This window comes from Streptomyces sp. NPDC044033, from assembly GCF_056434425.1.
The window spans coordinates 1-20,030 of the sequence record NZ_JBWKFF010000028.1; the positions used below are offsets into that span (position 1 = coordinate 1).

At 68.1% G+C, this 20,030-nt stretch carries 16 protein-coding genes; 5 read left to right on the top strand and 11 right to left on the bottom strand.

Translation table 11 applies throughout. The annotated features are described in order from the left end of the window. The first annotated feature begins 100 nt into the window (after positions 1-100). Positions 101-1,213, top strand: coding sequence for a carboxylesterase family protein (locus AC07AB_RS34795; RefSeq protein WP_478575731.1), 1,113 nt, complete (start codon positions 101-103; stop codon positions 1,211-1,213). 161 nt (positions 1,214-1,374) lie between these two features. Here AC07AB_RS34795 and AC07AB_RS34800 read toward each other — a convergent pair whose 3' ends face one another. The 6 genes from AC07AB_RS34800 to AC07AB_RS34825 all read right to left on the bottom strand — a co-directional run bounded on the left by AC07AB_RS34800 (position 1,375) and on the right by AC07AB_RS34825 (position 7,278). Then, positions 1,375-1,710, bottom strand: a complete 336-nt coding sequence (locus tag AC07AB_RS34800) for a hypothetical protein (RefSeq protein WP_478575733.1) — start codon at positions 1,708-1,710, stop codon at positions 1,375-1,377. Continuing rightward, the gene (locus tag AC07AB_RS34805) at positions 1,673-2,341 is read right to left on the bottom strand and encodes a Type 1 glutamine amidotransferase-like domain-containing protein (RefSeq protein WP_478575735.1); all 669 of its coding nucleotides are present in this window, start codon (positions 2,339-2,341) and stop codon (positions 1,673-1,675) included. The genes AC07AB_RS34800 and AC07AB_RS34805 overlap by 38 nt, the downstream gene beginning before the upstream one ends. A 182-nt stretch (positions 2,342-2,523) precedes the next feature. Next, a complete protein-coding gene (gene tsrT, locus AC07AB_RS34810) occupies positions 2,524-4,224 on the bottom strand; it encodes a tryptophan 2-C-methyltransferase (protein WP_478575737.1) in 1,701 nt (566 codons plus the stop codon). After that, complete coding sequence (locus tag AC07AB_RS34815) at positions 4,221-5,585, bottom strand: tryptophanase (protein WP_478575738.1); 1,365 nt, start codon at positions 5,583-5,585, stop codon at positions 4,221-4,223. Before AC07AB_RS34815 ends, tsrT begins: the two co-directional genes overlap by 4 nt. Before the next feature lie 568 nt (positions 5,586-6,153). Further along, positions 6,154-6,348 carry a hypothetical protein gene (locus AC07AB_RS34820; RefSeq protein ID WP_478575740.1) on the bottom strand — a complete coding sequence of 65 codons (195 nt, stop codon included), beginning with the start codon at positions 6,346-6,348 and terminating at the stop codon, positions 6,154-6,156. Between the two features lie 114 nt (positions 6,349-6,462). Beyond that, positions 6,463-7,278, bottom strand: coding sequence for a class I SAM-dependent methyltransferase (locus AC07AB_RS34825; protein ID WP_478575841.1), 816 nt, complete (start codon positions 7,276-7,278; stop codon positions 6,463-6,465). Between the two features lie 412 nt (positions 7,279-7,690). Here AC07AB_RS34825 and AC07AB_RS34830 point away from each other — a divergent pair, with 412 nt between their 5' ends. Together AC07AB_RS34830 and AC07AB_RS34835 are read left to right on the top strand one after the other, a co-directional pair. Next, entirely contained in the window at positions 7,691-9,016 is a 1,326-nt protein-coding gene (locus tag AC07AB_RS34830; protein WP_478575741.1) for an FAD-dependent monooxygenase, read from the top strand. 150 nt (positions 9,017-9,166) lie between these two features. Further along, positions 9,167-10,195, top strand: a complete 1,029-nt coding sequence (locus AC07AB_RS34835; protein ID WP_478575842.1) for a methyltransferase — start codon at positions 9,167-9,169, stop codon at positions 10,193-10,195. 467 nt (positions 10,196-10,662) lie between these two features. Here AC07AB_RS34835 and AC07AB_RS34840 read toward each other — a convergent pair whose 3' ends face one another. The 3 genes from AC07AB_RS34840 to AC07AB_RS34850 are packed head-to-tail and all read right to left on the bottom strand — an operon-like array spanning position 10,663 to position 13,459. After that, entirely contained in the window at positions 10,663-12,156 is a 1,494-nt protein-coding gene (locus AC07AB_RS34840; protein ID WP_478575742.1) for a TerD family protein, read from the bottom strand. Next, on the bottom strand, positions 12,153-12,887 hold the full coding sequence (locus AC07AB_RS34845; protein WP_478575743.1) for an endonuclease domain-containing protein: 735 nt from the start codon (positions 12,885-12,887) through the stop codon (positions 12,153-12,155). The genes AC07AB_RS34840 and AC07AB_RS34845 overlap by 4 nt, the downstream gene beginning before the upstream one ends. After that, positions 12,884-13,459, bottom strand: a complete 576-nt coding sequence (locus AC07AB_RS34850; RefSeq protein ID WP_478575745.1) for a hypothetical protein — start codon at positions 13,457-13,459, stop codon at positions 12,884-12,886. Before AC07AB_RS34850 ends, AC07AB_RS34845 begins: the two co-directional genes overlap by 4 nt. A 442-nt stretch (positions 13,460-13,901) precedes the next feature. Between AC07AB_RS34850 and AC07AB_RS34855 the strand changes: the two genes are divergently transcribed. Then, the gene (locus AC07AB_RS34855; protein ID WP_478575747.1) at positions 13,902-15,008 is read left to right on the top strand and encodes a hypothetical protein; all 1,107 of its coding nucleotides are present in this window, start codon (positions 13,902-13,904) and stop codon (positions 15,006-15,008) included. 82 nt (positions 15,009-15,090) lie between these two features. Here AC07AB_RS34855 and AC07AB_RS34860 read toward each other — a convergent pair whose 3' ends face one another. Beyond that, positions 15,091-17,328, bottom strand: a complete 2,238-nt coding sequence (locus tag AC07AB_RS34860) for a hypothetical protein (RefSeq protein WP_478575749.1) — start codon at positions 17,326-17,328, stop codon at positions 15,091-15,093. 313 nt (positions 17,329-17,641) lie between these two features. Between AC07AB_RS34860 and AC07AB_RS34865 the strand changes: the two genes are divergently transcribed. Continuing rightward, a complete protein-coding gene (locus AC07AB_RS34865; RefSeq protein WP_478575751.1) occupies positions 17,642-18,739 on the top strand; it encodes a hypothetical protein in 1,098 nt (365 codons plus the stop codon). 140 nt (positions 18,740-18,879) lie between these two features. On the opposite strand, the gene AC07AB_RS34870 is transcribed toward AC07AB_RS34865, so the two are convergent. Beyond that, positions 18,880-20,007 (bottom strand): AAA family ATPase, encoded by a 1,128-nt coding sequence (locus AC07AB_RS34870; protein ID WP_478575753.1) that lies wholly within the window; start codon positions 20,005-20,007, stop codon positions 18,880-18,882. Positions 20,008-20,030: the final 23 nt, after the last annotated feature.

Consider the following 20,030-nt stretch of genomic DNA (forward strand, 5'->3'; position numbering starts at 1 on the left):
ACAAACGCGATTACATCTTCCACGGCACCCTGGCCACCGCAGCCATCGTGATCTGGCTCCGCAGCCTCGCCAAAGAACCATCAGACACTGCCTAGTCGTCGTGAGCATCAACTACCGGATGGCAGCCGAGGGTTTCGCCCTTGTCCGGGGAGCTCCGGCCAACCGCGGGTTTCTCGACCAGATCGCGGCCTTGGAATGGGTACAGCGCAACATCGCCGCTTTCGGCGGAGACCCTGACCAGGTCACGGTAGCGGGACAGTCCGCCGGGGCGGGGTCGATCGCGGCCCTGCTGACGATGGAGCGGGCACACGGGCTGTTCCGCAGGGCCATCGTGCACTCGGTGCCGGGATCGCTGTGTACCCGCGCGCTGGCGGAAGATGTCGCCGCCGCGCTTGCGGGCCGGGTAGGTGCGGCTCCTGACGCTGACGTCCTGTCCGGCGTCGACCCCTTGCGCCTGGCCGGCGAGCTCACCGCCCTCGGCGCCGACCTTCCCGGCCGCCGCAAGAGCTGGGGACGGCTCTCGCTGACCGGTGTCGCCGTGTGCCCGGTCCTCGACGGCGTGGTGCTCAACAACACGCCCTGGAGGGCGCTGGCCGACGGCCGTACAGACGGGATCGAGCTCCTCGTCGGCCACACGCGCGATGAATTCCGGCTGTTCAGCGTCATGATGGGGCGACTGGGCACCTTCACCGAGGACGAGGCCCGTACGGCCCTGGAGCTGTTCGCCCCGGCACCAGCCGGCGCCGACGCCTACCACGCCGCCTACCCACGAGCCACCCCTGAAGAGCTGGTTGAACTGGTGTACTCCGACGCCCTCTTCCGGATGCCCTCACTGCAACTGGCACAGGCGAACCAAGCGGCCGGAGGCACGTCGTTTCTCTTCGAGCTGCAACTGGCGGCTCCGGCCTCCGGCGGAGTCCTGGGCGCCTGCCACAGCCTCGATGTACCCCTGGCGTTCGGCACGTTGGACAGCCCCGCCGGCCGGTACCTCTTCGGCGACCGGCCAACCCCGGAGGTCACGGCGGTATCCCGGGAACTGCGGCGCGGATGGGTCCGCTTCGCCACGACCGGCGACCCCGGGTGGCCCGCCCACCGGCCCGAGCGACGGCTGACTCGCGTCCTGGACATCGGGCCGAAGACATTGCCTTACCCAGAAGAGGCCTCTCGCCAGATCTGGGAGGGACACGACCCGGCCCCCTTCGACCTCATGTAGACGAGGATCCCGTCGGCCCGGGTCTTCCCGATCCGTGAGGCGTGGATACGACTGCCTGCGCGTCCTTGGCCCGCCGCCCTCGGAGAGTCAGTCGGCGTCCCATGCGGTGGCGCCGGGGTAGGTGCGGTTCGGTGTGGAGTCGGCGGCGCACCCCGATCGGGTTACGAGCCGGACCACAGATACCTGCCGCGGATCCCTGTGGACCCGTCGGCCTGTGGGACGAGGTTGAAGCTCTGCCCCGCGCCGCCGTTGTACGAGCCGCTGGCCACCGCGGTAGCGCTCATGTCCAGCGCGATGGGGTACCTGCCGGTCTTGATCATCTTGACGATGGCGGTTGTTACGGCGTTGTGGTGGTCGATGAAGTCCAGCGCGACCACGCCCAGCCGCCTGCCGGACGAGCACCAGCGCGCCCCTGGGCGCGGCACTGCCCTGCCCTGCCCGGAGCTCCCACCCGTGGCGTCACGGAAGGAACCGCCACCGGCCTTCAGAAATGACATCCACCTTGCCGTCCCTGACGCGAAGGGCCGTCTCGTCGTCGATGAAGTAGATCGGGAAGTCCGCCCGCGCAGCGATGCGATCAGCCCAGGCGTCGTCCCGCTCGGGGAAATCCGGCGAGTACAGGTGGGGCTTGAGATACCAGTCGAAGAGGCCGAACGGCGGCTCCACGGCCGTCGCGCCGAGCACGTGGAGGTCCGCGGTGTCCCCGATGACGTCGGCGGAGTTTCCGGTGAGATGACGACTGAAGATCATTGATCCGGCGCTGACCCCCACATAGACCCGGTTCTCCAGCGCCTCCAGGAAGCCGTCGGCCAAGCCGTTGCCGGTGATGCTGCGCGCGAGGTGGTAGTGGCTACCGCCCTCGACATAGATGACGTCGGCGTGCAGCAGCCGGTCGAGCACCATCTGCCGGGGCAGGCCGTTCAGCTCAAGGACGTCGAACTCCCGCCAGCCGAGTCCGTGCAGCCGGTTCAGGTCCTCGACGAACCACCCGTGGTCCCCGGGCTCGGCGACTGATGCCGTGGGAACGTACACGACGTTTGCCGATCCGAACGGCTTTCCCAGCATGTCCCGCAGCGCATCCCGCAGTGTCTCGTTGCGCAGGCCACTCGCAGTCAGCAGAAAGTTCATCGGGCGAGCCAAGCACGGCTGGCGGACGCGTGCAACGAACCCAGGATCCCTCCCTACCGTCATGGCATGGTCGCATCAAGAGCGGCGTCTCCCGGTCGAGCGCGCCATCGCTTGGCTCGTCGCGGATGGCAACCACAGGCTCCTCTACAGGGGAGTCATCGAGAACAGCCTCTGCCGGGCCGTCAGGCGATCCCGAGCCTCTCGGCTTCGGCGAGGATGGCGTCGCGTTCCCTCCACTTCGCCCAGAACGCGCCGCGGTATCCCATGGCGGTGAGCGCGGTGAGGAAGGGGTTGTCGGCGTAGTTGTTGTCGTCCTTGGAACTGCCGGGAGCGGTCGGCAGCATGACGCGCGGGTAGTCGGCGGGGTCGATGTGCTCCCACATCAGTTCGACGGTGTGCAGCCAGCGTCCGGCGGGGTCGGCCATGGTGGCAGGATCCTCGGGAAGGCCGGTCGAGAAGTAGCACACCGGACGGACGGTGCCGTCGGACTGGAACATGAACTGCCGCTCGTACTCGACGGGGGAGTGGCACTGGTCGGCCGTGCGCAGCACGATGGGTTCGGTGGCGGTGTCGGACTGCGTCCCGGGTACGTGCCGTACACCCGCGCTCTCCCGGGCCAGCCACTGGCCCAGCGGCTGGTAGGGGAAACAGCGCAGTCCCAGGCTGAACCCGGACACGGTCGCGTCCAGCGCCAGGGTGCGGTCGATGGCTTCACGCAGGGTCGGCCAGGTCTCTCCCGGCATTCCCGCCAGGACCTCCACCATGCAGGCCATGTCGTACTTGTTGCAGAGCTTCACCAGGTGTTCGGTGTCGGACCAGGTGTAGTAGCGGGTTCCCTTGCTGGTGACCTTCCAGCCGTCCAGCATGTCGTCGCGCACGTGGTCGGGTGCCACGTTCACCCCAACGCATCCGGCCGCCGCCAGCAACTCGGCGAACTCGTCGTCGAAGGGTTTGGGCTGAGCGTAGATCCACAGGCGCAGCCGGTGCAGCGGGGAGTCTGGGGTGGTGTCCTTGCGGCGACCGATCTCACGCAGCACGGCCTTGGTGTTCGCGATGGCGAGGTTGAACTCGGAGTCGGCGGTGTGCACGTCGCACACTCCCTGATCCACCAGTTCGGCCAGTTCGTCGACCACGGCGTGTACGGACCGTTTCGCGAACGCCGTTCCTTTGGCATCGGGTTCCACGCAGTGCGCGCACGCGTAGGGGCAGCCGCTCTTGGTGAGGATGTTCCCCAGCCCGCCGCGTTCGTAGTAGCCGAGGTTGTCGACCTTCCAGCGGTCGCCGGAGCGCCGCGTGTAGGAGGAGTCGGTGTCGACCTGCCAGGCGCGCGACTGTCCGGCGCCGACCTCCCCGACTCCACCCAGAGCGGTGTCGGGGTCGGGGGTGGGGGAGCGGGTCACCCGGCCGTTCCCCCGGTTGACGAGCAGGCCCGGCACCGAGGCCGGGTCGGCGTGGTGGGACAGCCGGTCGGCGAGGTCCACCAGGATGCGTTCCCCCGGACCTTTGACGCCGTAGTCCAGACCGAGGTAGTCCACGCACGCGAACGGCATCGTGGAGAACCCCACCCCGCCCCCCACCAGGGGCGCCGAGGTCAGTGAGCGGATCTTCCGCACGATCTCCAGGTGCTCGGGGAGGAAGACGCGCTGCTGCTGCGCGTAGAGGGTGTCGGTGTTGCGCATCGAGGTCCCCACCAGCAGCGGCGTCGGACGGGAGGTGAAGTACTCCTCCAGCAGCTCCGGCCAGGCATCCCGTGCGAAACACAGGTCCACGACCTCCGCGGTGTAGCCGTGCTGCTCCAACTGGGTGGTGAGGACGTCCAGTGCGTACGGGGTGATCGGTGGGTGGACCTTGTTCGGGTTGATCAGCGTGATCAGTCCGGTCACTGGGTGTCCCTGCCTTCCCTGAGAGGGATGAGCTTGACGGTGAAGTGCCGCATCGGCGGCTGTGGACCGGTGATCGTGAAGCCGGTCAGCTCCCCGGCCCGGCCGACAACGTCCCTCACCGCCTCCGCCACGTACTCCAGGTGCGAGCGGGTGTAGACGCGGCGCGGCAGCGCCAGCCGCACCAGCTCGTTCGGAGCCTGCCGGCCGTCGTGGCCGAACGTCAGCGTGCCGAACTCCACCGTGCGCACCCCCGCCAGCCGGTACAGCTCGCAGACCAGTGCCTGGCCAGGGAAGTTCTCGGGGGAGATGTGCGGCAGCAGCTGCCCGGCATCGGCGTAGACGGCATGGCAGCCGGCCGGACGCAAGGTGCGAAGGCCCGCCTTGGCCAGAGCGTCGGCGAACCACGCCGCGGTGTCGGCCCGGTGCGCCAGGTAGGCGGGGTCGGTGACCTCCTGCAACCCCTGGGCCAGGGTTTCCAGGTCACGTCCCGCGAGTCCTCCGTATGTCGGGAACCCTTCCGAAGTGGTCAGCAGCTCACGGCAGCGCGCCGCCGTCTCCGCGTCGCGCAGAGCGATGAGACCGCCGGTGTTGGCCATGCCGTCCTTCTTCAGCGAGGCCCAGCAGCCGTCCACGAGGTCGAACATCGCGCGCGCCACCTCACGCGGGGTGCGGTCCTGCTGGCCGGGTTCACGCGTGATGATCAGGTGAGCGTTCTCGGCGAACCGGGACGCGTCCAGCAGCAGCGGCACCCCGTGCTGCCGGCAGATCTCCCGTACGGACCGGAGGTTCTCCAGTGACACGGGCTGGCCGCCGCCGCCGTTGTTGGTCACCGTCACGATCACCACGGCCACCTGCTTGCCGGCCGGTCCGTCCAGCAGCTTCCGCAGCCGGTCGAGATCGATGTTTCCCTTGAAAGGCGCCTCGCTGACGAGATCGGCGGCCTCGGGGGACGGCAGGTCCACCGCCCGGCAGTCCAGCAGTTCGATGTTGGCGCGAGTGGAGTCGAAGTGGCCGTTGGCAGCGGTGATCTGCCCGGGACGCAGCATCGTGGTGAAGAGAAGCCGCTCCGCCGCACGCCCCTGATGAATGGGGATGACCTCCGGGAAGCCGGTCAGCTCCCGCACGGTCCGCTCGAACCGCTCATAGGACGTGGCCCAGGCGTAGGACTCGTCTCCCAGAAACATGGCCGCCCACTGCTTGGACGACATCGCCGTCGTTCCCGAGTCGGTCAGCAGATCGATGGTGACGTCGGCGGAATGTACGCGGAAAACGTTGTAGTCGGCTTTGGCCAGGATCTGCTGTCGCTCCTCGACGGTACGCAAGGGGATAGGTTCCACGGCCTTGATGCGAAACGGCTCCATCACCGCACTCCATTCCGCCGAATGGGGTTCCCCGGAGGGGGGAGACCGACCGGCATCAAGCAATGCGTGGACATATATGGATTCTGTGTAGGACCGACCGTACCGCTGATCGACATCGATCACCTGTCGAGGGCAACTCGGATGCCGCCGATGAACTCTGTCCAGGCCACCGACGTGAGCAGCAACGACGCCGGGGATCCCGTCGGCCGCCTCCATGTGTGAAACTCTCCGACCGTTCTGATCGTGCAGCCGAGCACAGGGAAAAAATAGCGCTCAGTACTCAGACGAGCATGGGGACGCCAGACCCAAGAAAACCTCGACGTGCTCAGCGACGACGACTACGGTCAGGGCATCCGCTCGGCAATGCAACGGTGCTCCGGCCGGGCTTGTCGAGGGATATCCCAAGAAACTGAAGGGCGTCGAAGTGCAGTGATTCATCCCGCCACAGTGCCTCAAGTGGTCCCCAGCGCAAGTCAAGCGCCGGGGCCAATTGCGTACGTCCGGGCAGCCCAGGATCTTCACCGACCGGGGCCGCTGGAAGCCAACATGCCGGGGCCGCTGAACGATGTCAGAGCCGGCCAAGGCGGTGGCGCGCTGCCAGGCGAAGGCGGTCCTTCAGGAGGATGTCCTCCAGCTTGCCCTTCCACTGGCTGCGGAGGGGGAGCGGGGCGGTCGCCATCCGTCCGTAGCTGATCAGGCCCTTGGGGCAGGCCGCCAGTCCTGCGGTCGTACGGGCCTCGGCCCGGACGACCGTTTCGATCACGACTTCAGTGGTCGTAGGCGGTCAGCGCGCGCATGACCGGCTGGCTCCGCGCATGAGGCTGGCTCCACTCATCAGGCCCCTTGGAACCGATCATCCAGGGAACCGGGAGGCGCTTTACCGGCGGATCGCCGAGATCAGTCCGCCGGGCCGCTCCTCGCGCTGCGGCGGGGTGCTGATCGGGCGGCCGTAGGCGGCAGCGCTCTCGCGCAGGGTGTGACTGTCGGCCTCCCAGCCGTGCCCGGCCAGCCAGCTCGTCGGGTCGTCGGGCATCTCCGAGATCCACATGGACGCCGCCGATCCCGGCGCGGCGTCCGCGCCGAAGCGCTCGATCACACCGCGCGAGCCCAATGTCAGCCCCATCCGACTGCCTGCCGCCGACTGCGTGCTGATCCGGGCCAGCAGTAGCTCCACCGCGTCCTCGGGCAGATAGATCAGTAGCCCTTCGGCGATCCACGCGGTCGGCACGGCCGGATCGTGCCCTGCGGCGGCCAGCGCGCCTGGCCAGTCCTCTCGCAGATCCACCGCGACGGTGATTCGCTCGCAGCGCGCGACGGCCCGCTCCTGGCGCAGCACCGAAGCCTTGAAGTCCAGCGGCGCGGCGGTGTCGACCTCGAACAGCCGGGTGCCCTCGGGCCAGTCCATCCGGAAGGCCCGGCTGTCCATGCCGGCGCCGAGCAGCACGACCTGCCGGACCCCGGACGCGGAGGCCCGCTGCAACAGGTCGTCGAGGAACTTCGTCCTGATGACGATGGAGAAAGACACGGCCAGCCGGCGGCGTCGTGCGGCCTCGTCATCGGGCAGTGGCGCCGAGGAGGGCCACAGGCCGCCGGCGGTGGCGAAGGCCTGTGCCAATGGGTCGCGGAACAGCGCGTTCTCCCGCTCAGTCTCCAGCGCTCGCACCCTGGCTACCCCCACCGCCGTGGCCCACACTCCCGACGGCTGCACCCGCTCCCGCTCATCAGTCACCGCGCCAGCCTAAATGATCGATTCCAAGGGGCCTGATGAAGGGCGCTAGCTTCATGCGCGGCCAGCCAGTCATGCGCGCACTGACTGTCTGCGACCACTAAAACCGCCACGAGGCGAAGATCAACAGCGACCCTGTGTGTGCGACCCGAAGTGGGCCAGGGTTGGAAGCGGTTCCTGAACCGATGTTGGAACGTCTTGATCGAACAGGGTTCCTGGTCGGGTGATCATTCGGAGTTGCGGGCGTGAAGGCCGGGCCTTTCGGCAGTTCGGAAATGGGGATCGAACCGAAGCAAGACAGGGAGACCTCATTGTCCTTGCCACAGGGGCCGGCGCGCTCTCTCGTTCGAAAACTTTCTCTGCCATATGAGGAAAGAAGATGAATTCTGCGTCCCTTCTCCCCAATGGCCAGGCCGACGTGCTCATCGTCGGAGGAGGAATCGGCGGTCTCAGCTCCGCGTCCGCCCTCGCCCGGGAGGGGCTGTGTGTACGCGTCCTCGAACGGGCGCCCCAGTTCGGCGAGGTCGGTGCCGGCATCCAGATCGCCCCCAACTGCACCCGCATCCTCGCCGAACACGGCCTGCTCGATGAGGCCAAGGAACTGGGCGTACTCCCGCAGAACATGGTGATGCGCGACGCCCTCGACTCCCGCGAGCTGACCCGGCTCGACCTGCGAGAGGTGGATCGGCGCTACGGCTCCCCGTACCTCGTCATCCACCGCAGCGACCTGCACGGCATCTTCTTGCGCGCCTGCCAGCGGGCCGGCGTCGACCTGCTGACCGACAGGACGGTCGTTGACTACGAACCCTTTGAGGGCGGAGCCCGAGTCCATCTGGCGGACGGCCGTATCGAGGAAGCCCCACTGGTCATCGCCGCGGACGGCCTGCACTCGGTGGCCCGCCGCAAGCTGGTCGGTGACGACGTGGTCAGCTCCGGCTACGTTGCCTACCGCGCGGCTGTCCCGATCGAGCAGGCCCGGGGCAACGGCATCGCGGAAAAGGACATCACCGTCCACATCGGCCCCCGCTGCCACTTCGTGCAATACGCCCTGCGCGGCGGCGGCATGTTCAACCAAGTCGCCGTCTTCGAGTCACCCAAGGCCGTGGCGGGCCAGGACGACCGGGCCGCGTCCGATGAACTGGACGCGGCCTTCGAGGGCACCTGCGACACCGTCCGGAAGGGCATCTCACTGATATGGCGCGACCGCTGCTGGAAGGTACTCGACCGGGACCCCATCGAGACGTGGGTGCACGGCAGAATCGTCCTGCTCGGCGACGCCGCCCATCCGCCACTGCAGTACATGGCGCAGGGCGCGGTCATGGCGATCGAGGACGGCTGGGTTCTCGCCCAGCACGTCGCCCGTCAGTTGGAACGGAACGCCGGGGGAGCGCCGGACTGGGGCGCCGTTCTCGCCTCGTACGAGGCCGTCCGCGTCGAGCACTGCCGGCGTATTCAGTCCACCGCTCGTGCCTGGGGAGATCTGTGGCACCTGGACGGTCGTCAGCGGCTGCGGCGCAACGCGATCATGCGGAATGTGGGCTCGTCCGTCTACGGCTTCACCGACTGGGTCTACGGCCCGACCGCGCTGACCCCGGACCAGGAACCCCCGATATTCACACCCATCCCGCTGGTCTCGGCCGGGCCCCAGGAGACGGACACCGAGGGCCCGACCGACGCTGGCCATGCGGAAGGTGCGCCCCATTGAGCTGGTCGGCCGTCGCGAAGTGGCTGTCGGCCTCGCGGCGGATCTACTTCCAGGCGAAGTATCCAGTAACCGCCCTCTTCCTTGCGCCCTCGTAGATAGTGGGAGCCAACTGCCAGCGCACGCCAACCCAGGAGCATTCCCTTGGCTGTCATGCCTTTCGCCCAGCAGTCCGATCGCACCAGCGATCTCCCCAAGTCACCTGTGCACGAATTGATGTACGGCCACATCTATGCCTCTGCGCTGCGCGTCGTTGTCGTACACGGCATTCCGGACCTACTGGTCCAGGGGCCACAGAGCGTCGACGAACTCGCCTCGCGCTCCGGTACACAGGCCGGCCCGCTGCGCCGCGTACTGCGTCTGCTCGCCGGACACGGCATTTTCGAGACGCGACAGGACGGGGCCTTCGGTCTGACCGAGAGCGGACGGGCCCTGTGCACCGGTGTGCCGGGTTCTCAGAGGGATGCTGTTCTGCTGTTCACCGGTGAGATGTATCGCCGATCCGCCGAGGAACTGGAGCACACCGTACGCACGGGGCAGCCTGGTTTTGACGCCGCTTATGGAAATCCGTTTTTCAGCTACCTGGCGGCCGTCCCCGACAAGCGCCGTCTGTTCGATGCCGCGATGACCTCGCGCACGGGAGCTGTGCAGGAAGCCATCTGCCGAAGCTACCCGTTCCCGAGCAGCGGCACGGTGGTCGATGTGGCGGGTGGCCGGGGTGGACTGCTGCGTGAAGTACTCATGCGATCTCCGGGCCTCCACGGGATCCTCTTCGATCTGCCCGAGACGGTCGCGGACCATCTGTTGGACATCGAGCCACTGGCGGGCCGCTGGCACACGGAGGGCGGCGACCTCTTCGTGGCCGTACCCGAGGGTGGAGATCTCTATGTCCTGAAAAGCGTCTTGCATGACTGGCCCGACGAGGACTGTCTACGCATCTTGAGCACCATCCGCCGGGCTGTGACGCCCGGCACCCAGCTGCTCGTGATCGACGCAGTGCTGCCCGCCGGCAGCAGCCCGCACCCGGCCATCACTCTCGACATCGTCATGCTCATGCTGCTCCGAGGGCGTGAGCGCACGGCCGAGGAGTTCGAGAGTTTGCTGAACCGCTCCGGATTCCGGCTGACTCACATCCTGCCGACCTCGGCACCCGCATCCATCATCGAAGCCCAGGCTTTTTGATCCAGGCGGACGGCGACGGCGAGGAGTGCAGGCCCACGGGGGCGCCGCCCCCCGAACTGCCGGTGCACTGTGGGTTCTCGTCTCTCCTCGGGTGCGTTAGATCGCCTGCTGCCTTGTTAGCTCGGATCCCTGCCCACAAATGAGATTGATCTTGATCTCAACTCATCTGGCTCATGACCTGTGCGCATGACGGTGTGTACGCCTATGACCTGAGGGCCTGAAGGGGCTTGACCTGCACTACCTGAACGTGCCTGAGATTCCCCGAGGTTGTTGAGAACCCTTATGCGGCTGAGCGGTCTTCGTATCCCGTTGGACGTGCCTAGGACCGCACGTGCAGGGGCGTTGGGAAGCCCGATCCGGTGGTCTTCGGTGTGGCGGGACCTGCATGCGCTGACCGGTGGGGCCCCGCCGTGGAAGTGCCGTGCTCAGCCGTGATGATCCCTGGCCGGGCCTCTCGTTTGGCGCCGTCAGCTCTCGACGTTGATGCCGAAGTCCGTGGCCATGCCTGCCAGGCCTCTGTCGTAGCCCTGACCGACAGCGCGCACCTTCCAGCCCGCTGCCTGCCGATAGATCTCCACGACGACGGAGACGGTCTCGCCCGCAGTGAAGGGTGCTGGGTGGAAGGACAAGCTGGTGCCCGAGGGCTGGGTGGTCTCCGCACGCCATGTGGAGTGCTGGTTGAAGACGGCCGTGGGCTGTGTTTCGAGGTCGATGCTGGCGATGACGGCGATGCTGTGGATGTCAGCAGGGATCTGGGGCAGTTCTGCGGTGATAGCGGCTGTACTGCTGTGGACACCGTCTTGGTGGGGGTGGTTGTAGAAGACGAGGTCGTGGTCGCCGCGTACCTTGCCGTGGCTGGTCAGGAGTACGGCGGAGACATCGACGGGTGCACCGGTGGTGATGAGGCGCACCGTGACGGATTCGGCTTCCAGGCGGGCGTTGGCCCCCTTGGCCAGCGTCGTCCTGGCACCTGGCAGGGTAGCGAGGCGGCTCTCGGCGGCTTGCGCGTCCGCTGTCTTCGAGGGCGGGCTGCTGTTGGTCAGTGCGGCCAGGATGTGCTGGAAGACGGGCCAGCCTTCGGCTTCTTCTCCGGGCCAGGGCCAGGCCAGCCGTGCGGAGCCGAACTGCTTGGGCGTGGGGGGCTGGCCGAGGGCTTCGTGGAGCTGCAGGTAGCGCAGGCTCTCGACGGCCAGGCGGGTGAGTTGCCATTGCCGTTGGGCGACTTCGGGCTGGTTCATGCGCAGGTCGTCGTCGACGGCGATGCCGCCGAGCGCGGTGTAGACGCGGCGGGCGAAGTCACAGCCGTCGCCCGGCAGGAGTCGGACCGGGCGCTCCTGCTGGGCGGGCGCGGGCTCTCCGATCGCGGTGTACAGACCTCCGAGGTCACCACCGGTCCACTGGTTGGCCGTGGCGGTCGCGAACTGGGCGAACTGGATCAGGGTGGGCGGCCGGCTCTTCGCGGCGACGAACCGGTGATGGGACCGGGCGACATCTTCCAGCGCGGTGCACCAGCGCTGCTGAAGGTAGGCATCGAGATACTGCTCGGCCCAGGCACGGCGATGGCGGGTGACGACGTCGCGCACCCGCTCGAAGCCTTCCCGGCGGCTGCCACTACTGTGACTCATCGTCAGGGTGAAGGAGCCGATGCCCGTTTCCACCGGTAGTTTCCTGCGCTCCCCGGTGATCGCTTCCTCCGGCCCCAAATGCCGCTCCACAGTGCGCAGTTCCTCGAACAGCTCCGGCGAGACGGGGCAGCCGGCATCTCGCAGCGCGGTGAGGGGGCGGCTGTAGTAGTCGGCCACACCGGACAGAGGGGCGCGGGAGTAGGGGCCTTCGCACACGAACCAGGCGGTGAGTGCGACGCCGTGCCAGAACTCCAGGGCCGGGCCGAGGGTTTCGGCCATCAGCTGGTGGGGGCGTGGGTTGCTGACGATGCTCTTGGCGTGCCGTTGCAAGGTCACCGACTGCCACAGCCGAGGGCCTTGGCGAAGGTGCCGCGGATGACTGAGCCCGGCGTCACCACCAGCGCTCGCCGCCTGGTGAACGACAACGCGGCCGCCACCCCCAGCGCGGTCTTGCCGGCCCCGACCGCCATCACCGTGGCCGCATGCCGGCCGCCGGAGGCGTAGTAGTTGGCCAGCGCGGCCAGCGCCTCGTCCTGGCAGGCCCGCAACGGCTCCCGGACGACCCGAGCGCGCACACCGGCGAAGTAGGCCTCATCGGCGGGCGATTGGACGCCCCAAGGCGGATCGGCCGCCCGCAGCGGATCGCCCACCATCTCCGGGACCTCAACGCGCGGGGCGGCGATCACCAGCGGCGCCAGCACAGCATCCTGGCGCAGCATCGCCTGCAGTTGAGCCACACAGCGTGCGGTGTCCAGGCGCACCGCGTCGTAGGAAAACCGCAGCACCGTCAGCCCCGTGGCCGCCAGGTCGTTCTGCCGCAGCCGGTCGTAGGTGAAGGCGGCACGGTCACTGTGGAAGGTGAACCCGTCCAACTCCACGGCCAGGTTCAGCGACTCGCCCGCGATCAGATAGTCCAGCCGGTAGGTGCGCTCGTTGACCGTCACCGGATGCTGGCTGTCCACATGCGCCACGATGCCCCGCTGCGCGGCCGGAGTGAGCACCCAGCGCAGGAAGGCCTCTTCCAGGTAGGACGCCGAGGGGATCAGCTGCTCCAGCCCGGCACTCATGCCGCCCCACCAGCCCTCGCCTCGGCCGCCAGCGCGCCAATCTTCTCCGAGAGACGGGCCACTGCGTCCTCACCCTGGTCGAAACGGGCCAGCCGTCGCGCCACTTCGAGGGCGTCGGTGAAGGCGCCTTCGCGTTCCAGTAGCATCACCAGCCGGGGAACGGACGTCACGTGCACGAACGATGTCGGGACGGAGCCGGTGTCAAAGGAGACCGCCTGCGGGGCAGCCTCCATCAACTCCAAGTCCAGCAGCGCGAACACCTCAAGCAGCTCAAGCCCGTCAGAGTAGGAGCGTCTACCGCTCCACAAGCGGTCCACCGCGCCTTGGAGGACGAAGTGGTAGTCCATCGCCCCGGCGGGAAGCTCCAGCGCCTCCCAGACCCGGGTGACCAGGTCCGCTCCGCTCGCCTCCGCCGGCACATGTCGGCTGGCCGGTGTTGCCGACGTACGGCCCTCAGCAGACGGCCACATCAGCGAGCCGTACGACACCTCCGGACGGGCACGTGCCTCTGCGAGCGCTTCGCGGACGACACCAGGGCTCCCGGCGAACCGCACACCAGGAATCGCTGCCATACGTTCAAACCACGTTGCCATGTCCCCCCACTCATCCCACTCCCACAGCGTCCACCGCCACCCAGCCCCCACAGCCATGCTGCGATTCGGCCCGGTCCCAAGGATCATGCGCCCCCGGTGACCCACTGCGTACTGCTCCCCGACCCAGTGCATCCTCTCGCGCAGCCCCTGGTCGGGCGCAGGATTCTCTCGAACAGCACGCCGATTGAGCGACGGCCGCTCGGTACGTCGCTAACAGCCGCATCTCTAACCGGGGGTGGACGAGTTGGTTCGATGGGCCTCCGGTCGCGGTGTGTGCGGATGCGGCGAGTTCTCGATCGGCAAGTCCAAGGCCACCGTGCGGACGGAGTTCAGGCATACGGGTAACGGCAGCAGCGATCCGCCTCTGGCGGCCAGCGTCTCTTCCTATGCTGCTGGTGGGGCAGCACACGGGGAGGGTGCCATGGCGGACACGACGGCAGACGTGCAGGAGCTGTGGCCGCAGCTTCTGCAAGCCATCGAAGAGCGGATGCGGTTCGCCTGGATCCTGCTGAGCCAGAACGCGAGTGTGCTCTTCTACGACGGCACCACGCTGACACTCAACATGTTCAGCCCGGGCGCATATGAAACCTTGATCAACTCGGATTGTCGCCGCGTGCTCAAGGAGGTGCTCGCAGAGCTTCTCAGTCCTCCGCCCGCCGTAGAGCTGCTGGTGCAAGGCAGGATCCCGTCTCCCCCCGACCTCCCCAGCCCCGAAGGCCCCCCGCAGGTGCATGCGCCCGGTACCGTTCCGGTCACCGAGACGTCAGCGGAGCCGGACAAGGCCCTGACGACCATCTTGGATCTCGTCCTGGCCCAGACAGCGTTCCTGCTGCACGAGGACGGAAACAGCCAGGCCGCCGCCCTGCTGGCGGACGTGGAAGACATCGAGCATGTCCCCAGTGACCGATCTGAGGAAGGTGAAGACATCGCCCTCATCGTGCCGCTTTACCTCGTTGCCCGCTTCACCCCAGAGGTCCTCGCCGCCATCCAGCCCCTGCTCGTCCACGTGGCGGCACGTCACGACCTGCTGGTCGACAACGTCAGCGCCATTCCGGCCCTCCCCGAGACCGGTGACGACTGGAGGCAGAGCCTCCAAGAGAAGCTGATCAACATAACGTCCCCCAGCCAGTACCCTCGGCCCCGTGCCGAGGAGACAGCCGCCACTCTCAGCAGGGACGGGTTCGCCTTCGATGCCCGGGAGCAAATGCTCGTCTACGAGGCGTTGAAGCGGGCACAGGCACAGCTGCCGCAGGACTCCACCATCGCCATCTTCCCGCTGCCGAGGGCCCGGGTCGGCAGCGGCAGCACCTGGGCCCCGGACTTCCTCGTCACCGCTTCCGGCCGGGTGGGTGCCATGGAGGTCGACGAACCCCACGAACACTTCGCCGCGGACGCCGCCCTCGACAGATCCTGGCGCAACAGCGGAATCGCCCACATCGAACGCATCCAGCTCAAGGGATTCAGCGCCGACCGCGAAGTCGACGCCCTCATCCGCCAGTTCCTCACCCGGCTGCACGAACATCACTGACCACAGCGGCAGCCCGACCGATCACCGAACGGCTGAAGGCGGCCGCAGCGCGGGCGGCGCCGCTGTCGGTCTTGCCGCCCTCTCAGGGCGATGGCCTCGAGGCCGTACCTGCCGGGCCGCCGGGCGTATTGAACAGATCCTGATAGGCGCATAGTTCCTCACCTGTCAGTTCCGGGTCGCCGCCGATGGCACTCATGGTGGTGTCCCATTCCCGGTAGCCGTCGGCGCGGGGAGTGAGCAGCACACCGACCGACGTGAGCTGGGCGAGGTCCGCATGCTCGCCGCGTTCGTGATGGCGCAGCTGAAGCCAGGCGGAGAACGCGGCGCGGGTGTGGTCGGTCAGGGCGGAACAGACGGCAAAGCCAAGCTGATCCCGATCAGGCCCGGCGATGAAGGTGCGCATCCGCCATACCGTGGTGCCTGTCTCGGGGTCGGCGACCGCGGCCAGCGCGTCCAGCAGAAATCGGCCCAGATCTGTGCGGTAGCCGACCGGCAGGCTATCGACAGAGGCCAGGACGCGTTGCCGGGTATCCCACTCGTCCGGGTCCAGTGGGCTGGTGGCTACGTCCTCGAGCAGGATGCGGACCATGGTGTGGGCTTCGCCGTCGTCACTGCCGGCCGGAGCGGCGGGCAGCAGCGGCACACTGTGCGGCTGTCCGCCGCTCCGAGTCCAGGACAGGTCCGCCTCTCCCGGTACTGCCTCGGCGTCCGCGGCGGCCAGCTCGTAGTAACGCTCCGGCTCGCCGCCCAGAACGGGCGCCGACGTGCCGATCCGGTGCAGATAGCCAACCACGGCGTGGGTGGAGCGCAGCTGGTTGAACAAGAACTCCCAGTCGCGTCGCAGCAGAGCGATCACCGGCGTGTGTCCGTGATGCTCCGCGACAGCCAACTCCTGTGGGGGATCGGGGTGTTCGATGATGGCGACGCCGACCCAGTCGATGGCCGGTCCGTCGATGCGGACGCGGCGGCCCCGTCCGTTGACCATGTGCACGCTCCCTGCCCGCAGCCGGCGGGCGGTGCCCTGGATCTGCTTGCCCGCCGCGGTGATTTGCTTCAGGACCCAGGACGTCTCCCGCTCTGCTGAGGCCGGCTCGCCCTCGCGCGCCTTGATCTGCACGACGACCCCCTGGTCGCCGACCACCAGTAGACCGTCGCTGATCTCCCGCACGCCGCGCCCCTTGCGTTCCACACTCGGGGCCATCACGAAATCCGGCAGGCCCCAGGTGGCCGCCGCATCCTGCACGGCCATCTCCGCGGCCGTGCCCCGCCGGTCGTGGCTGCGCAAGGGCGTCGCGTGCGGGATGACCCGCTCGAACACTCCGCTCGGAGTGCTCACCATCAGCGTGAGCGTGTCGGCGTCCTCGACTCGTCCCAGGCCGATGTCCGAGGAGGCCAGCGCGGCCAGCTGCTCGGCGGACCAGTTCCTCGACGAGCGTGTGGCTGCGATCCAGGTATCCCCGGGGGCGGAGTGTCCGGCAGATAGCACGCGCCGGCTGCCCGGCACCTGGCTGGACAGCCACGCAAACGAGACAGCGAACCGGGTGACCGCCTCGATCACCAGTGACAGCCGCCGGACGAAGGTGTCCTCGTCATCTGCCGGGACGAACCCCTCCGTGAAACACACATCGACATACGTGCCCGCCCGCGCGGTCACAGCACACCCGCTCTGGTAGGAGGTCAGCCGGTAGCGGGCCAGGACATGTTCCTGCTCGCCGAGCACGCCGGGCTCCGCCGCCTTAACGCTCTCGATCACTGCGGGCGCTGCGGCACGGACCTGCGGTTCGATGGGGGTCGCCCACGCGCCCATCACCGCCCCGGTATCCAGCGCCGCCTCCCATTCCAGCAGAAGGGTCAGCCCCCGGCGGATCCGGTCGATGACCTCGTCGCCGTCGCTGTCCTGAAAGGGCTGGCAGTCCTCCACCATCGCCACGTGCGAACGCAGGGCGCCGTCCATGCACGACTCGGCCAGCGACTCCCGGAATCCTTCGAGAGAGTCAGCGACCGGAAAGAACCGGGGGCACTCCGGTCTGCGCAGCCGCTGCAGCGCACTGAATGCCTCAACCGACTCCGTCACCAGCGCATCCAGGCACGCCCACAGCTCCTGCACACACCCGCCGAACAGCTCGGTCAGCTCCGCCTGCCCGCCCGGCGGCCAAGCCAGCCAGGCCGTGATGACCCCCGACCCGTCCGGATCCGTGACCACGCCCTCCTCGACGAGCCCGTCCTCGAGCAGCGTGTTCCACAACCGCGCCATCGCCACCTCGGCCCGCCGCGCGTTGTCCAGATGCTGCCACGCCCGCGGGTAGTACTCCTTGATCACAGCATCGACCCTAACGGCGGCCACTGACATCGAACCGGTCCCGGGCGCAGCTGTCACCACCCAGACGACCTGCCCGCAGCCTGTGCGGCGGCCGTGAGCGCGCACGGCCGCCTCGGCTGAGGCCACCGGCAGGAAATGCGCGGGCCTCATGTCAGTGGGGGATGGCACCATCACCGGAACAGAGGCACCGCAGCCTCGCCGACGCGTACACCAGCAACGATCCAGACGGGCAGGACCGCGATGGTACAGGCCGCACAGCCAGCCAGCCTGAAGACGGCCGTTCCCTCGGTCTACCTGGATCAGTGGGGTGTGGGTGCGGCTGGCGAGCGCGGCGATCGGCCAACCGCGCGAGCCGTCCGACCTGCGGGTGCTTGCCGCGGTGCGCCAGGCCAGCGGAGCCGGCGTCGCCTTTCCCCTGTCCGTCACCCACTACCAGGAGACGGCCCGCATCACTCACCCCCGCCAGAGGGCCGACCTCGCCCGCACGATGGCGTCGATCTCGCACTGCCGCACCCTGTGCTCCGGCAGGATCCTGCTGCGTCATCAGTTCCTGGAGGCCATGCATCTGAGCTTCGGCCGGCCGACGTTCCGGCCCACCCCACCTCAGCCGCTGGGAATCGGGTGGGGCTGGGCGCACGCCGGGACGCGCCTGCAGCCGCAACTGCGCGGACCATCCGGTCCTGTGAACCCGGCCACCGCGCCAGGGATGCCCGACTTCCTGCGCAGGGCCGCCCAGTTCACCGAGTACCAGCTCCTGGCGGGGCCGCAAGACGCCGACGTCCCGCGGCTTCGGCAACTCGGCTACCGGCCCGAGGAGGTCGAGAAGGCCGGCCAGAGCAGAGTTGACTGGGAAACCTTCTTCGCGGATCTGCTGGCCGGCGATCCGGTCAGCCGCCCGGAGCTGCGGGTGCGCGTCCAGGCCCGCGAAATCATCCACGAACACCACGAACTCCTTCGCGACCTGTGCGCCGAGTACCGGCTGGACCTGCTGCGGGCCACCGGAGCCGATCCGGCCCGCCCCGAGGCATCCCGTCAGCGCATGGTCGCTTTCGCCGACCGCATCCCGTCGGTGCGTATCGCCGTCGACGTGAAGGTGGAGCTGTTCCGCAACGCGGCCAGGAAGTGGAACCGCAACACGGTGTACGACATCGACGCGGTGAGCCGAGCTGTTCCCTACTGCCACATCGTCGTCCCCGACCGAGAGATCGCCGATCTCATGGGCCGCTCGCAAGCCGGGCCGCGCAACGGTACGCACGTGCTGCGTGGTCTGCGGGATCTGCCCGATGTCCTGGCCGACCTGACCGCCCAGGCGGCGCACAGCAGTGGGGACGGCGAGGACTGGGTCAGGGACGGGGAGGAGTTCTGTATGGACTGGGCCGGCCTGAGGCCGCACACGGCCACAGGCAGCTGACCCGTTCCCGTGCCCGGGCAGGCGGCCCTCGGCGAGAGATGCTGTCGGCCGGGGACCGTCGGCGGCGCCGGCGCAGCCCGTCACTGCGCCGAGCAGCAGGGTGGGCTGCGGCGAGCGATCCCTCCTGCCCGGCCGGGGCGTCACCCACCGACGTCGATGTCTTCCAGCAGCTCCAAGGTGATGTCTTCGATGCCCTCTTCGATGGCCGTGACGGCTGCCTGGCAGATGAGCTGGGACAGCAGTTTGAGATAACCGCCGGTGCGGCGGTGCAGGTACTCGGCCTCACGGACCAGCGCGTGGGGCGAGAGACGGTGCAGACAGAGCGCCTCTTCGAAGCCGGACAGGACGCTGGGCCAGGTCTCCTGGTCACCGTTGTACAGCGGGATGGGGTCGAGCCAGGTCACCGGTAGCCGGCTGGGATCCGCCTGGGGGAGCACCTTGTGCTCCTTGCCGTCTTCGCCGGTTATGAGCGGCGCCTGCTGACTCAGGCTTTGATGGGCCTCGCTGAGTCCGTCCGCCTTCACGCGGGCCGCCCGCACGATCTCACGGGCACCGGTGCCGCAGAAGATGGTCGTGATGCCGAGCTCCTCGCGCAGGGAGTCGAAGTAGGGCAGCACCGGGACGAGCTGGTCCGGGTGTACCCGCTGCATACCGTCCACGAGCAGCAACTCGGTCCAGCGCCCTTTCAGAACGTGCCACACGGACTGGGAGAGATCGGGCGTGCGCCTGGGCTGACGCACCTCGTCCTCGGTCAGCGGCGCCGGGGCCAGGCCCAGGAACTCGGCGATCGCCCATACCCAGTTCACCAGGTTGTCCGCATCCTTTGGGGCCATGATGTGCACGACGGGGATCCGGTCGTCGTGCACATCCTCGATGCTGCTCTGGAACTCCCGGCCGATGGCCCGCAACAGGAAGGTCTTGCCGGTGCCGGGGGGCCCGTCGATCACCCGGTCCATCAGCCCCTCGCGCCGGTTGCGGTTGACCAGCAGCAGCCGGTGCGTCTTCAACAGCGCCGCATCGAATGCGGGATTGGGGACCAGCAGCAGATGCCCGTGATAGCGCAGGCGGGGATCGTCTGAGGTGACCGGGGTGCCGAGCGGAGCGGCCTCCGCGATCTCGGGGCGCTTGATCATCTCGTGGACGTAGGTGTTCCAGCCCTGCAGGGTGAAGATCCAGCGCGGTGCCATCGGCGCGGCCCGTGCATGGTCGAGGATCTGTCGTTCCCGCTCGGCGCGAGCGGCTGCGCGTGCGGTGGTGGAGGTTGTCACGGTGTCCTCCTCGGGGACGGTCG